The sequence below is a fragment of the Arthrobacter sp. KBS0703 genome (genome assembly GCF_002008315.2).
In the GTDB taxonomy this organism is placed as follows: Bacteria; Actinomycetota; Actinomycetes; order Actinomycetales; family Micrococcaceae; genus Arthrobacter.
Genome location: NZ_MVDG02000001.1, coordinates 1168056 through 1180988, shown reverse-complemented (window position 1 = coordinate 1180988; position 12933 = coordinate 1168056). Strand labels below are relative to the sequence as shown.

Below are 12933 nucleotides of genomic sequence, written 5' to 3'. Positions count from 1 at the left end.
CTAGGGCAGCCCGACGCCGGTCCTGGCCAGGACGTGCCCGCGGCTGCCGGTGAGCCGGAACCAGCGGCCGGCCCGGTAGAGGCGCTGTTCGTCGGAGCCGAGGAATCCGAGGGCCAGGGCGGCAAAGGCGGCACCGGCGGGAAGGCCCGGGAGCCCTTCCAGTTCGCGGCCCCAGACTGCGGCACGGGCGTTGTTGACCATCAGGGCACCGGGCTTGTCCGGGACGATTCCGGCCACCTCGGCGATGCCGGCTTCCGCGGCTCGCCGGAGGACGTCATCCGGCACTGAAGCGATCAGCTCCCAGCCGCTGCGCGGCGCTCCGACGCCGGCCCAGGACTCGGTGACCGTCGACGGCGGGACCGGGAGTTCGGCGTCGTTCTCACCAGCCCGCGCGAGCCGGTCAAGGACCGCAGCGAGCGGGACGGTGAAGTCCGCGGCGGACGGTTCGGCCAGCGCCATGGTCCGCAGGCCGAGGATGGTGGGGGTGGACTCCCCCAGCAGCCGGGGCCGGAGCACGCAGACGTAGGCGGCCAGGACCATGCCCGCCGCCTGGAGGCGGATGGCGCCGTCGTCGATGGCCTTGGCGCGGGTGGCGTAGGTCCGGAGATCGGCCAGGTCGCGGGGGTCGGCGAAGCGGATGGACTGGGTGAGGAGATCAGACACATTAAGAACACTACCGGCTGGGCCCCGGTTGAGCGGTGCCGGGGCGACGTCTAGAGTCAAACCATGACTGAAGCGGACGCCGGAGTGCAGGCATTGCCCTTGAACGACCCCACCACCTCGCTGATCGAATTGCTGGATCTTGGCGAGCTTGAGGGCGCCCGGACGGACGAGGACATCTTCATGGGCCCGTCGCAGCGGCAGCCGCACCAGCGCGTGTTCGGGGGCCAGGTCCTGGCGCAGTCCCTGATCGCCGGGATGCGCACCGTGGATCCCGTCCGCGCCGTGCATTCCATGCACGCCTACTTCCTGCGGCCCGGCGACGCGAACAAGCCCATCACCTTCGGCGTGCAGCGGCTGCGCGACGGCCGGTCTTTTTCGGCACGCCGCGTGCACGCGTACCAGGACGGCACGCCCATTCTGTCCATGATCGCCTCGTTCCAGGCCGGGGACGAGGGCCTGGAACACCAGTCGGAGATGCCCGAGGGAATTCCTGATCCGGAATCACTTCCCAGCACGGCGGATCTCCTGGGCAAGTTCGACCACCCCGTGGCGCGGCACTGGGCGTACGAGCGGCCCTTCGACATCCGCCACGTCGATCCGCCCCTGTACGTCGCGGCCACCGGCAAGAAGGAAGCCCGCAATGCGGTGTGGATGAAGACCTTCAGCGCCATGCCGGACGACGCCAACACCCACCGCGCCGCACTGGCGTATGCCAGCGACTACACGCTGCTCGAATCCATTCTGCGCCGGCACGGACTGAGCTGGATCACGCCGGGCATGAGCGTGGCCAGCCTGGACCACGCCATGTGGTGGCACCGGCCCGTGCGGGTGGATGAGTGGCTGCTGTACGTCCAGGAAAGCCCCAGCGCGCAGGGAGCCCGCGGGCTCGCCACCGGAAAGATCTTCAACCGCGAGGGACTGCATGTGGCATCCGTCGCCCAGGAAGGGATGGTCCGCGTGCCGACTGACCTGAAGAGCAAAGTGGCAGGGGCCTTCCAGTCGAAAGTCCTCCAGCACCAGATGCGCCGGGCATAGCGGGACAAGCAGGGCCGCGGGACGGTCCTCCGGGCGTGCGGACCTGCGGACGCAGCCGGCCAACCCCATCCCGGTCGGGAATCGAGGACTACAGTGGATGCATGGCTGCCAGCCGCAATCCGCTCGACGACCTGCGCGAAACCATCGGCCATCTGACCGATCAGCTCAGGCTGCACGGTTCTGAGCGCGTCGACGACCTGGTCGGCGATCTCATCGGTGCGAGGCCCGGGCCGGCCCGGCCGCTGTCCGAGGTGCAGGCCGAGCTCGACGCGCTGGTCGGACTGGAGACCGTGAAGGAACAGGTACGGGCGCTCGTCGCACTGCTCCAGGTCCAGGCCCGCCGTAAGGCGCACGGCCTGCCGGAGGTGGCGACATCACAGCATCTGGTGTTCCTCGGAAACCCGGGCACGGGCAAGACCACCGTGGCGCGGCTCCTGGCCGAGATGTACCGCGCGGTCGGTCTGCTGCAGAAAGGCCACCTGGTCGAGGTCGACCGTTCGGGCTTGGTGGGGCAGTACGTCGGCGCGACCGCCATCAAGACGGACCGGGTGATCCGGCGTGCGCTGGACGGCGTCCTGTTCATCGACGAGGCCTACGCTCTGGCCCCGGAGGACGGCCGGACGGACTTCGGCCCCGAGGCGATCGAGGTCCTGCTCAAGCGGATGGAGGACCACCGCCACCGCCTGGTCGTGATCGTGGCCGGATACCCGCGGCTGATGGAGTCCTTCTTGCTCTCGAACCCCGGACTGCGCTCCCGGTTCGCCCGCGAGATCACGTTCCCCGACTACTCCGTCGACGCACTCCAGACGATCTTCCACCAGATGCTGGCCCAGCACGAGTACACGCTGGAGCCGGGTGCGGACCAGATGCTGCGCCGCATCCTCACCGGGCTCCACGCGGGCGAGGACTCCGGCAACGCACGGTTCGCCCGCACGCTGTTCGAGCAGGCGCTCAACCGCCAGGCGCTGCGGCTGTCGCTCGACGAGGAACAAAGTCTCGACGCGCTCGATCGTGAGGCCGTCATGACGCTCACCGCGGACGACATCGTCGAGGCCGCGCTGGCCTTGGGCGAGGAGCCGGAGCCGGAGCCGGAACCGACGCCGGAACCGGAGCGGTCACGCTGGTGGCGCTGGCTGGTCTGACCGGATCTGCGGCGGCTGTCAGGCGAAGGCCTGTCCGGCCCCCGAGCGGGAAAAAGCTCAACTATTCCACTGTCGTGCAACCGGAGGACAGCTTTCCGACCCGCCCCAAGCTTGCTCGCTACGGCCCTGGACCCCCAACGGTCGCAAACAGCCGCACCGCGGCTTCGCGCTGCTCCTCCGACAACGAACTGCCCTTAAACATGAAACTGCTCCCCGTAAGTTAGAACTGAAGTTCAGTCCAACTTTCGGGGAGCAGTTCAGCGTGGTACCGGCCTCGCTGCGGAACTAGTCGCGGGTCAGGCGGCGGTGGGTGACGCGGTGCGGCTTGGCGGCGTCGGGGCCGAGGCGCTCCACCTTGTTCTCCTCGTAGGATTCAAAGTTGCCTTCGAACCAGTACCACTTCGACGGGTTCTCCTCGTCACCTTCGTAGGCGAGGATGTGCGTGGCCACCCGGTCCAGGAACCAGCGGTCGTGCGAGACCACCACGGCGCAGCCCGGGAACTCGAGCAGCGCGTTTTCGAGGCTGCTGAGGGTCTCGACGTCGAGGTCGTTGGTGGGCTCATCGAGGAGCAGCAGGTTTCCGCCCTGCTTGAGGGTCAGTGCGAGGTTCAGGCGGTTGCGCTCACCGCCGGAGAGCACGCCTGCCTTCTTCTGCTGGTCCGGTCCCTTGAAGCCGAAGGCGGCGACATAGGCGCGGGAGGGCATTTCAACGTGGCCGACCTGGATGAAGTCGAGGCCGTCCGAGACGACCTCCCACAGGGTCTTGTTGGGGTCGATGCCGCCGCGGCTCTGGTCCGCGTAGGAGATCTTGACCGAGTCACCGATCTTCAGTTCGCCGCCGTCGAGGGGCTCGAGCCCCACGATGGTCTTGAACAGCGTGGACTTGCCCACGCCGTTGGGGCCGATGACTCCGACGATGCCGTTGCGGGGCAGGGAGAAGGACAGGCCGTCGATCAGGGTGCGGTCGTCGAAGCCCTTCTGCAGGTTCTTGGCCTCGAGGACCAGGCCGCCCAGGCGGGGTCCCGGCGGGATCTGGATTTCTTCGAAGTCCAGCTTGCGTGTCCGGTCAGCCTCGGCTGCCATTTCCTCGTAGCGTGCCAGACGCGCCTTGGACTTGGTCTGCCGGCCCTTGGCGTTGGAGCGGACCCATTCCAGTTCTTCGGTGAGCCGCTTGGCCTGCTTGGCGTCCTTCTTGCCCTGGATTTCCAGGCGGGCCCGCTTCTTCTCCAGGTAGGTTGAGTAGTTGCCTTCGTAGGGGTACAGGTGGCCGCGGTCCACTTCCGCGATCCATTCCGCGACGTGGTCAAGGAAGTACCGGTCGTGGGTGACGGCCAGCACGGCCCCTGCGTACGAGGACAGGTGCTGCTCCAGCCACAGCACGCTCTCCGCGTCCAGGTGGTTGGTGGGCTCGTCGAGCAGGAGCAGGTCCGGCTTCTGGAGCAGGAGCTTGCAGAGTGCGACGCGGCGGCGCTCACCGCCGGAAAGGAGGGTGACGTCGGCATCGGCCGGCGGGCACCGGAGGGCGTCCATGGCCTGCTCGAGCTGGGAATCGAGGTCCCAGGCGTCGGCGGCGTCGATGGCTTCCTGCAGCTGGCCCATTTCCTCCAGGAGGGAGTCGTAGTCAGCATCCGGGCTGGCCATCTCTTCGGAAATCTCGTTGAAGCGCTGGATCTTGCCGTAGATCTCGCCAACGCCTTCCTGGACGTTGCCCAGGACGGTCTTTTCCTCGTTGAGCGGCGGCTCCTGGAGCAGGATGCCCACGCTGTAGCCGGGGCTCAGCCGGGCTTCGCCGTTGGAGGGTATGTCCAGGCCTGCCATGATTTTCAGAATGGTGGACTTACCGGCACCGTTGGGGCCAACAACGCCGATTTTGGCGCCCGGGAAGAAGGACATGCTTACGTCGTCGAGAATAAGTTTTTCGCCAACAGCCTTACGGGCCTTGGTCATTGTGTAGATAAATTCCGCCATGCTTCCAAATCTAGTGGGTTGGCGGGGATATCTCACATTCGCGTCAGGCGGGAGCCCCCACGAAGCACTTCCCGTTCGCAAGCACCGGCAGCACCGTCACGGTGACTTTGCCGTCGCGGATCTGCCCGAACACGCAGTCCTTGCCCTGCACTGACGCGGCCTCAATGGAATCCACGTCCAGGCCAGTGGGCGTGCGGCCGGCCGAGACCTCGAGGCTGCGGGCCGGAACACCGGCGGCAGTCAGGGCCGCCGTGATCTGGTCCGTTCCGGGTTTCGGGTTACCTACAGTGAGGCTTCCGAGTGCTTCGGCCATGGTCCGCTGCAGCCGTGCTGTGGCCGTAGCGGCGGTCGCCTGTGCAGCCGCGGAGGACGCCGGAGCCGGGGCGGCCGCGGAAGATGCGGCGGAGGTAGCCCCCGCCGGGCCGGTGGACTCCGGTCCGGGCTGCTGGCTGGCGCCGGAACTGCACGCAGCCAGTGATGACAGCAGCAGCACCGAGAGTGTGAACCGGCCGGAGAACCTGCCGTAGCCGCCCCTGGAGCCGGTGGTTGCCTGAGGTGTCTTCGCTCGCGTCACGCTGCCATTCTGCCATGCGGCACCGGGGGGTTACGGTGCCGCATGCCACCGCCGCTCAGGCTGCCGCCCCGGTGAGCTCTCCGGTTTCGGAGTCCAACTGCAGGGTGTCCCCTGTGGCGCCGTCGATGAAGATGTCTGTGGACCCGGAGTCTTCATCCTCCTCACCGTCTTCCTGTCCTCCCTCCTGGTCACGCCCGGAAGCATCGGATTCGTGCCCCTCGGCGTCGCCGGTCTGTCCGTCGGCGGCTACGGCGGGCTGGGGGCTGTTGCCGGCGGTCCGGGTGAAGTTGGCGGAGCCCCACATGAGGTCGTGGCCTACGGACTCGGCGTCGATTTCGGCCGCGTGGTAGATCCGGCCGTCCTTTTCCCAGCTGCGCATCTTCAGCCGCCCTACGATGATGACGCGCTGGCCCTTCTTGATGCTGCAGCCGATGTTCCCGGCCAGCTGCCGGTATCCCTGGACGGTGAACCAGTTGGTGTTTCCATCCACCCACGTGCTGGAGGCGCGGTCGTACCGCCGGTCGGTCGACCCGAGGCGGAAGGAGGCGGTGGCAACACCGCCGGGGGTGGTGGAGCTTCTGATCTCCGAGGCAACGAAGCCGCGGACGGTGATGTTGTCAGTCATCTTGGTGTCCTGTCTCGAATTGTCTTGCCCTAGCAGGCATTCCAAGCATCGACCGGCCACGACGGACCAGGGAGGGACAACATGACCTATGTGCAAAACCCGGGCAGGGGACGCCGTGTGGAGGACAGGTGAAACGGCCCCGCCCGTGACACCGTCCGGGGTCAAGTCAATGTAGACTTTTTTAGGCGCCTGGAACCTGCCGGGCAGCCACTGCCCCAGTAGCTCAGGGGATAGAGCAGCGGCCTTCTAATCCGCCGGTCGGGGGTTCGATTCCCTCCTGGGGCACCAGGCGGTGAGTCGAGACATCCTTTACGGATGTGTCGGGTCATCGTTGACACCCCGGTCTTCGGACCGGGGTGTTTTTCGTTGTCCCGGCGCGCAGTGCCGCCAGCCTTTTACCAGCCCTCCCGACACGCGACCCTTCCGATGCAAAGCATGCTTACTATGCGCCTGAAGCGTGCTTATGATCGGAGTGGGCGCCGGCACAGTGATGTGGCGCCGGCGCCCACGCCCCCGGCCGCGCTGGACCACCGGAAAGGATTCACCGGCATGACGCAGAATCGATCTGAGCCCGAACCGTTCGACGAGCAACCATCGCCGCCGGCGCAGGCCTCCGTGCCGAACGTTCCCCCGCCAGCGGAAGGCCGAACGGCCGCCGGGGAGGGCCAAAGCCGGCCCGGCGCCGCTTCCCTTCCCGGCTACGACGGAGGCACCACTCCGGCGGCCACGAACGAACCAAAACGTCCAGTCACCCGCGCCGGCATGATCTGGGCCGCGGTCGCGTCGGCCCTGGTGGTGCTTGTGCTGCTGATCGTCTTCATCCTGCAGAATCAGGAACTCGTCCAAGTGAAGTTCTTCGGGCTGCAAGGTGCCGTGGCCCTCGGCATCGCACTCTTCATCGCCGCAGTCGGCGGCGGCGTGCTCGTGGCAATGGCCGGCGCCGCGAGGATCATCCAACTCCGTGCCGCCGAACACCGCCGGCGCGTATCAGGCTCACGGCAGCGCTGAAAAGGCGGTCGCCGAGTGCGCCGGCGCGCGGAGGCAAGCGACGGGATCCTCCGGCCGCTCCGCCGGGTCAGCGCTCCAGATACTCCTTGAGGTTGGCGAGCACCATATCCCAGAGTTTGGTGGATTCCTCCGCCTCGGATTCGCTCCGGTTGTTGCCCTGCGTGATGCTGACTTCGGTGCCTTCGGCCCGTGGATCCAGGCGGTACTCCACCGTGTGGTAGTTCTCCGGCACGTCGGGAAGCCCCGTCAGTGGACTGTAGTGGCTGATCCGCAACAGCTCGTTGGGCCGGTTCGCCAGGACAATTCCCTTGTCTTCGTAGGTCTTGCCCTTCCATTCCCCGGCAAAGGTCACGGGGTCGCCCTCACGCCACGTGGACGTGACGTTCGTGCCCAGGAAGTACTGCCTGACGTCGTCGGGATCCGTAAGGGCCTTCCAGACCCTCTCCGCGGGTGCCGCTACGACGATGGACGCCACCGCGTCCTTGATCTGATGATTCATAAGCCTGCCTCCTCGGCCTCACCCTACCCGCGGACGCCAGCCCTGTTAAGGGCGCACCCGCGGCTGAGAACTCCGGGCCCGCGACTGATGACTCCGGGCCGGCACCGGTGTCCGGTGCCGGCCGTCCGTACCGCGGGTGGGCAGGGAGCCGTCAGGCGTACGGCAGCACCAGCTCGGCGTAGCGCGCCTTCATGGCCGCGAGGACGGCGTCGCCGTCGGCATCCCAGATGGCCTGGTTGAAGATTTCCACTTCGATGTCGCCGGTGTATCCGGCGTCCCGGACCCAGGTGCCGATCGTGGCGAAGTCGATCACGCCGTCGCCCATCATGCCCCGCGACAGTAGGGCGTCTGCCGCGATGGGCAGGTTGAAATCGCAGACCTGGTATGAGGCTATGCGGTTCTCCCGGCCCGCCCGTTCAATCTGCGCCTTCAGTTCCGGGTCCCACCAGACATGGAACGTGTCGACGGCGACGCCGACCGCCTTCGCGTCGTATGGGCCCGCCAGGTCGAGGGCCTGGCCCAGGGTGGAGATCAGGGCACGGTCCGCGGCGTACATCGGATGCAGCGGCTCAAGGACCAGCCGGATGCCGTTTTCGACGGCGAAGGGAACCAGGTCTGCGAGGCGGTCAGCCACGCGCCGGCGGGCCGCCACCACGTCCTTCTCCCCCGGGGCCAGGCCGCCGACCACCAGGAACAGCTCCCGCGTGTCCAGTGCCACTGCTTCCAGGACGGCGGCACGGTTGTCGGCGAGGGCCGCCGCCTGGCCGTCGGCGTCGGCTGCCGTCAGGAAGCCGCCGCGGCACAGAGAGGAGACGCGCAGGCCGGCGTCCCTGATCAGCTTGGCGGCCTTGTCCACGCCGGCTTCGTGCACGCGGTCGCGCCAGGGGCCGATCGCCGGGATGCCGGCCCGGGCACAGCCGTCGACGGCCTCGGCGAGGGTCCACTTCTTGGTGGTGGCGCTGTTGAGGGAAAGCCGTGAAAAGTCGCTCATACTCCCACTCCGTTGATGCGAAGGAAATCGGACATCCGGAACGCCGCGAGGGCCGGGTCCTTCAGCAGCCCGGCCTGGTCGGCAAGTTCGAAGGTCTTGGCCAGGTGCACTACGGAACGTCCGGAATGCAGTCCGCCCACCATCTGGAAGCCCGGTTGCTTGCCGTTCAGCCAGGATATGAACGCGATGCCGGTCTTGTAGTAGAACGTGGGGGCGCTGAAGATGTGCTTGCCCAGCTCCCGGGTGGAGTCCAGGATGGCGCGGGCCCTGGTGGGATCGCCGGCGTCGTAATTTTGCAGCGCCGCCGAGGCTGCCGGATAGATGGCGGCGAAGATGCCCAGCAGGGCGTCCGAATGGTGGGTACCGTCGCCGTCGATGAGTTCCGGATAGTTGAAGTCGTCGCCGGTGTAGAGCCGGACGCCCGCGGGGAGGGCCGCGTGCAGTGCTCCTTCGTGGCTGGCGTCCAAAAGCGACACCTTGACGCCATCCACCTTGTCCGCGTGCTCCCGGATGAGGGAGAGGAACGTTTCCGTGGCCGCAGGGACATCCTCGGAGCCCCAGTAGCCCGCCAGCGCGGGATCGAACATGGTGCCGAGCCAGTGCAGGATCACCGGCTGCTCCGTTTCCTGCAGCAGTGTCGAGTAGACCTGCAGATAGTCATCCGGCCCGCTGGCCACTTTCGCCAGGGCACGGGAAGCCATGAGGATCACCTTGGGGCCGGCCTCGGATACGACGGCGACCTGCTCGCGGTAGGCATCCAGGACGGCCCGGATTCCGGCAGCACCTGAGGGCAGCGAGCCCAGGTCCAGCTGGTCGGTGCCGGCACCGCAGGACACGAGGTCACGGACGGACTTTCCGGCCGTGGCGGCGCTACCGGAGGAAACCACTGACGCGGCCTCGACACCGGTGCGCTTGATGAGCTGCTGCGTGGCCTGCCAGTCCAGGCCCATGCCGCGCTGGGCGGTGTCCATGGCGTCGGCCACCCCCAGGCCATAGGACCAGAGCTCGTGCCGGTAGGCCAGCGTGGCGTCCCAGTCGAGCCGGGCCGGTGCCCCGGGAGTGTTGTCCGCTGTGACCTCCGGGATGACGTGGGCGGCGGCGTAGGCGCGGCGCGATGTCAGTGGCGCGGCCGGCATCGGCCACGAAGTGGCGGAGTTGAGGCGGTACTCACGCGTGCCGCCGTCGTGCGTGGGAAGGATCAGCGATGTCATGAGAGCGTGATCTCCGGGATGTCGATGGTGCGGCGCTCGCCGTTGGACTGCAGTCCGAGCTCGGCGAGCTGGACGCCACGCGCCGCGGAGAGCAGGCCGAAGCGGTGTTCGCGGCCGGCGACGACGTCGCGCAGGAATTCCTCCCACTGCAGCTTGAAGCCGTTGTCCAGTTCGGCGTTGGCGGGGACTTCCTGCCACTGGCTGCGGAACGATTCGGTGACGGGCAGGTCCGGGTTCCAGACGGGTTTGGGCGTGTGGGCGCGCTGCTGCGCGACGCACTTGTTCAGGCCGGCGACGGCGGAACCGTGCGTGCCGTCGATCTGGAACTCCACGAGTTCGTCACGGTAGACGCGAACGGCCCAGGAGGAGTTGATCTGGCCGATGACCTCGTCACCGCCTGGGGTTTCGAGCTCGAAGATGCCGTAGGAGGCGTCGTCGGCGGTGGCCTGGTATTCCTTGCCGGCCTCGTCCCACCGCGCGGGGATGTGGGTGGCGGTCTTGGCACTGACGCTCTTGACCTTGCCGACGATGCCTTCGAGGACGTAGTTCCAGTGACAGAACATATCAGTGGTCATTCCGCCGCCGTCTTCCTTACGGTAGTTCCAGGACGGGCGCTGCGCCGCCTGCACGTCCCCCTCGAAGACCCAGTAGCCGAATTCGCCGCGGATGGAGAGGATGCGGCCGAAGAAGCCTTCATCGACTAGGCGGCGCAGCTTGACCAGGCCGGGGAGGTAAAGCTTGTCGTGGACCACGCCTGCGGTGACTCCGGCCTCCTTGCCGATGCGGGCCAGTTCAATCGCCTCGTCCAGCGTTTCGGCAGTGGGCTTCTCGGTGAAGATGTGCTTGCCGGCGCGCATGGCCTTCTTCAGGGTGGCCGCCCGGAGGCTGGTCATGGAGGCATCGAAGACGACGTCGACCGTGGGGTCGTTGATGACGGCGTCCAGATCGGTGGACCACTCGGAGACCTTGTGGAGCTCGGCCAGCTCACGGATCTTGGTCTCGTTCCTGCCCACCAGGATCGGTTCGACCTGAACCCTGGTGCCGTCCTCGAGGGTGAAGCCGCCCGCGTCGCGGATGGGAAGGATGGAGCGCAGCAGGTGCTGGCGGTAGCCCATCCGGCCGGTGATGCCGTTCATGGCGATGCGGATCGTCTGTGTTTCGAAGCCCATGTGTCCTCTTCATAGTCAGTGAAGCTCCAGGTCGTCCGGAGTCCGAATGAACTGGGAACGCGCATTCCCGTCGCTTCCAATAATGCCCATGCCACGCCGTATTGGCAAGCGCTTTCCCAGCATTCCCCGCAACTGCCATAATGTGAACATCTCCGCAGCGGACCGACGCTGGGGGCTGTTGAACAGGAGTTGTCTGTGGCTGCAAGCACGCTGACCGAGGTGGCCCGCCTGGCAGGGGTCTCCCCCGCCACCGCATCGCGCGTCCTCAACGGTTCGGCGCGGACGCCGGGGCCGGACATCGCGGAGCGAGTGCGGAGGGCCGCGGAATCGCTCGGCTACATTCCGAACGCCCAGGCCCAGGGCCTGGCGAAGTCCAGCTCCGGGCTCCTCGGTCTGATCGTGCACGACATCGCCGACCCCTACTTCTCCGCCATCGCCCGCGGCGTGCAGGAAGCCGCCCGGGAACAGGGCAAGATGGTTTTGCTGGCCACCGCCGGCGGCACCCCTGCGGACGAACGGGCGGCTGTGGCCAGATGTGTATAAGAGACAGGCGCAGGGCCGACTCGATCGTGATCGCCGGGTCCCGCTCCGCCCGCCCGGCGGACCGGGACGGCAATGCCGAGCTGGCCGCGGAACTGGACCGGTACTGCCGCAACGGCGGGCGCGTCGGCGTCGTGGGGCATCCGGTCATCGGAGCCGCAACCTCCGAGGGCTACCACGTGGTTGCCGTTCCGAACGAGGAACTCGCCGCCGAGCTCGCCCGTCAGCTCGCGGCGAACCACCCCGGTGAGTTCGTCATCATGGGCGGCCCGGAGGGTCTCGTGACGTCCGACGACCGCGTTCGCGGATTCCAGGCCGGCCTGGCGGCCTCCGGCCGGCAACGGGCAGAGGTCATGCACAGCGGCTTTGACCGCGCCGGAGGCTTTGCGGCTGGCGAGGTGCTGGCCTCCCGCATCAAGGCCGGCCGAACGCAGGGTTCGGCCGGGCCCCGGCTCTGCATCTTCGCGGTCAATGATGTCATGGCCATCGGCGCCGCTGCAGCCCTGCGCTCGGAGGGGCTGCGGATCCCGCGCGACGCCTTTCTCGCCGGGTTCGACGACATCGAAACGCTGCGCGACTTCCGCCCGGCGCTGTCAACCGTACGGCTTCCCTTGGAGGAGATCGGCCGGCTGGCGGCCCTGGGCGCCGCGGGCGGGGACTCAACGGCCGACGGCGGTGCTCCCGTTCCGGTGACAGGCCAAGTGACCCTTCGCCACAGCACCGAGGCGGCCCCGGAGTCCGTTTCGTAGCCCGTGGCCGTCGCCACCTCGCCAGCCCCGAGGGGCTGACCTAGGCTGTTCCCATGACACAGCCGGACGCCACGAAACAGCCGGACCGGGACGCCGCAGGCGGCATCGCCACCGCCGCGGCCGAATGGCCCGACGTCGAGCAGCTGTTCGGCGTCAGGGGCGAACCGTCGCGGTGCTGGTGCCGGTTCTTCGCCCTGACCGGGCCTGACTATGCGGCGACCTCCCCTGCCGACCGCAAGGCCCTGCTGAAAGACAGGTTCGACGGCGGCATGCCGGCGCCCGGCGTCCTCGCTTACCGGGACGGCACTCCGGTGGGCTGGTGTGCCGTTGAACCCCGGCACTGCTATCCCCGGATTCTGCGTTCGCAGGTCCTCAAGGCCGCCGGCCCGGGCATCGCCGGCCCTGCAATTTCTGGCCCCGCAATTCCCGGCCCCGCCGGCGAGGCCGCCGCGGACTCCCCCGCAGCTGCCGATGTATGGTCTGTGAGTTGCTTCGTCGTCTCCCCCGGCCACCGCCGCAGCGGCGTTGCAGCCGCGCTCCTCGGGGCCGCCGTCGAGCACGCAAGGGCCTGTGGAGCAGCGGTGCTGGAAGGCTATCCGGTGGATGCGGCGAAGCGGCCCAAAGCCGGCGCGCCGGACCTGTACCACGGGACACTCGGGCTCTTCCTGGCCGCCGGCTTCGAGGTGGTCAGCGAGGCCGTTCCGGGCCGCGCCGTGGTGCGCCTGCAGCTCAGGCCGCCGAGCCGGTGACCGACGGCAC

General features: G+C 67.7%; 12 protein-coding genes, 1 tRNA gene and 1 pseudogene. 6 read left to right on the top strand and 8 right to left on the bottom strand.

Annotated features, from left to right (window positions below):
- A complete protein-coding gene (locus tag B1A87_RS05590; RefSeq protein ID WP_078028796.1) occupies positions 1 to 663 on the bottom strand; it encodes a hypothetical protein in 663 nt (220 codons plus the stop codon).
- A 63-nt stretch (positions 664 to 726) separates the two neighbouring features.
- Here B1A87_RS05590 and B1A87_RS05585 point away from each other — a divergent pair, with 63 nt between their 5' ends.
- Positions 727 to 1698: an acyl-CoA thioesterase II gene (locus B1A87_RS05585; RefSeq protein WP_078028795.1), complete on the top strand. Its 972-nt coding sequence runs from the start codon at positions 727 to 729 to the stop codon at positions 1696 to 1698.
- Positions 1699 to 1799: 101 nt separating this feature from the next.
- The gene (locus B1A87_RS05580; RefSeq protein WP_078028794.1) at positions 1800 to 2840 is read left to right on the top strand and encodes an AAA family ATPase; all 1041 of its coding nucleotides are present in this window, start codon (positions 1800 to 1802) and stop codon (positions 2838 to 2840) included.
- Positions 2841 to 3125: 285 nt separating this feature from the next.
- On the opposite strand, the gene ettA is transcribed toward B1A87_RS05580, so the two are convergent.
- From ettA to B1A87_RS05565, 3 genes are read right to left on the bottom strand one after another with little or no spacing between them, the layout of a single operon-like run.
- Positions 3126 to 4808 (bottom strand): energy-dependent translational throttle protein EttA, encoded by a 1683-nt coding sequence (gene ettA / locus B1A87_RS05575; protein ID WP_078028793.1) that lies wholly within the window; start codon positions 4806 to 4808, stop codon positions 3126 to 3128.
- Positions 4809 to 4851: 43 nt separating this feature from the next.
- On the bottom strand, positions 4852 to 5382 hold the full coding sequence (locus B1A87_RS23640; RefSeq protein WP_260680692.1) for a DUF6993 domain-containing protein: 531 nt from the start codon (positions 5380 to 5382) through the stop codon (positions 4852 to 4854).
- 55 nt (positions 5383 to 5437) lie between these two features.
- Positions 5438 to 6007, bottom strand: a complete 570-nt coding sequence (locus tag B1A87_RS05565; protein WP_078028792.1) for a single-stranded DNA-binding protein — start codon at positions 6005 to 6007, stop codon at positions 5438 to 5440.
- Positions 6008 to 6219: 212 nt separating this feature from the next.
- Here B1A87_RS05565 and B1A87_RS05560 point away from each other — a divergent pair.
- Positions 6220 to 6295: transfer RNA gene (locus B1A87_RS05560), tRNA-Arg, on the top strand.
- Between the two features lie 261 nt (positions 6296 to 6556).
- The gene (locus B1A87_RS05555) at positions 6557 to 7015 is read left to right on the top strand and encodes a lipopolysaccharide assembly LapA domain-containing protein (protein WP_078028924.1); all 459 of its coding nucleotides are present in this window, start codon (positions 6557 to 6559) and stop codon (positions 7013 to 7015) included.
- 67 nt (positions 7016 to 7082) lie between these two features.
- Here the strand turns inward: B1A87_RS05555 and B1A87_RS05550 are convergent, their stop codons facing one another.
- The 4 genes from B1A87_RS05550 to B1A87_RS05535 all read right to left on the bottom strand — a co-directional run bounded on the left by B1A87_RS05550 (position 7083) and on the right by B1A87_RS05535 (position 10885).
- Positions 7083 to 7514, bottom strand: a complete 432-nt coding sequence (locus B1A87_RS05550; protein ID WP_078028791.1) for an SRPBCC domain-containing protein — start codon at positions 7512 to 7514, stop codon at positions 7083 to 7085.
- Positions 7515 to 7665: 151 nt separating this feature from the next.
- Positions 7666 to 8505 (bottom strand): sugar phosphate isomerase/epimerase, encoded by an 840-nt coding sequence (locus B1A87_RS05545; RefSeq protein WP_078028790.1) that lies wholly within the window; start codon positions 8503 to 8505, stop codon positions 7666 to 7668.
- The gene (locus tag B1A87_RS05540) at positions 8502 to 9716 is read right to left on the bottom strand and encodes a dihydrodipicolinate synthase family protein (protein ID WP_078028789.1); all 1215 of its coding nucleotides are present in this window, start codon (positions 9714 to 9716) and stop codon (positions 8502 to 8504) included. Before B1A87_RS05540 ends, B1A87_RS05545 begins: the two co-directional genes overlap by 4 nt.
- A complete protein-coding gene (locus tag B1A87_RS05535; RefSeq protein WP_078028788.1) occupies positions 9713 to 10885 on the bottom strand; it encodes a Gfo/Idh/MocA family protein in 1173 nt (390 codons plus the stop codon). The genes B1A87_RS05540 and B1A87_RS05535 overlap by 4 nt, the downstream gene beginning before the upstream one ends.
- Before the next feature lie 195 nt (positions 10886 to 11080).
- Here B1A87_RS05535 and B1A87_RS05530 point away from each other — a divergent pair.
- Together B1A87_RS05530 and B1A87_RS05525 are read left to right on the top strand one after the other, a co-directional pair.
- Positions 11081 to 12174: pseudogene (locus B1A87_RS05530) on the top strand (LacI family DNA-binding transcriptional regulator).
- A gap of 53 nt (positions 12175 to 12227) precedes the next feature.
- The gene (locus tag B1A87_RS05525) at positions 12228 to 12923 is read left to right on the top strand and encodes a GNAT family N-acetyltransferase (RefSeq protein WP_078028784.1); all 696 of its coding nucleotides are present in this window, start codon (positions 12228 to 12230) and stop codon (positions 12921 to 12923) included.
- The last annotated feature ends 10 nt before the right edge of the window (positions 12924 to 12933 follow it).

What these genes read in the sequence shown, in the direction of transcription:
- B1A87_RS05585 (WP_078028795.1), top strand. Translation starts at nt 727, where the DNA reads ATGACTGAAGCGGACGCCGGAGTGCAGGCATTGCCCTTGAACGACCCC.
- B1A87_RS05580 (WP_078028794.1), top strand. Translation starts at nt 1,800, where the DNA reads ATGGCTGCCAGCCGCAATCCGCTCGACGACCTGCGCGAAACCATCGGC.
- ettA (WP_078028793.1), bottom strand. Translation starts at nt 4,808, where the DNA reads ATGGCGGAATTTATCTACACAATGACCAAGGCCCGTAAGGCTGTTGGC.
- B1A87_RS05565 (WP_078028792.1), bottom strand. Translation starts at nt 6,007, where the DNA reads ATGACTGACAACATCACCGTCCGCGGCTTCGTTGCCTCGGAGATCAGA.
- B1A87_RS05555 (WP_078028924.1), top strand. Translation starts at nt 6,557, where the DNA reads ATGACGCAGAATCGATCTGAGCCCGAACCGTTCGACGAGCAACCATCG.
- B1A87_RS05550 (WP_078028791.1), bottom strand. Translation starts at nt 7,514, where the DNA reads ATGAATCATCAGATCAAGGACGCGGTGGCGTCCATCGTCGTAGCGGCA.
- B1A87_RS05545 (WP_078028790.1), bottom strand. Translation starts at nt 8,505, where the DNA reads ATGAGCGACTTTTCACGGCTTTCCCTCAACAGCGCCACCACCAAGAAG.
- B1A87_RS05540 (WP_078028789.1), bottom strand. Translation starts at nt 9,716, where the DNA reads ATGACATCGCTGATCCTTCCCACGCACGACGGCGGCACGCGTGAGTAC.
- B1A87_RS05535 (WP_078028788.1), bottom strand. Translation starts at nt 10,885, where the DNA reads ATGGGCTTCGAAACACAGACGATCCGCATCGCCATGAACGGCATCACC.
- B1A87_RS05525 (WP_078028784.1), top strand. Translation starts at nt 12,228, where the DNA reads ATGACACAGCCGGACGCCACGAAACAGCCGGACCGGGACGCCGCAGGC.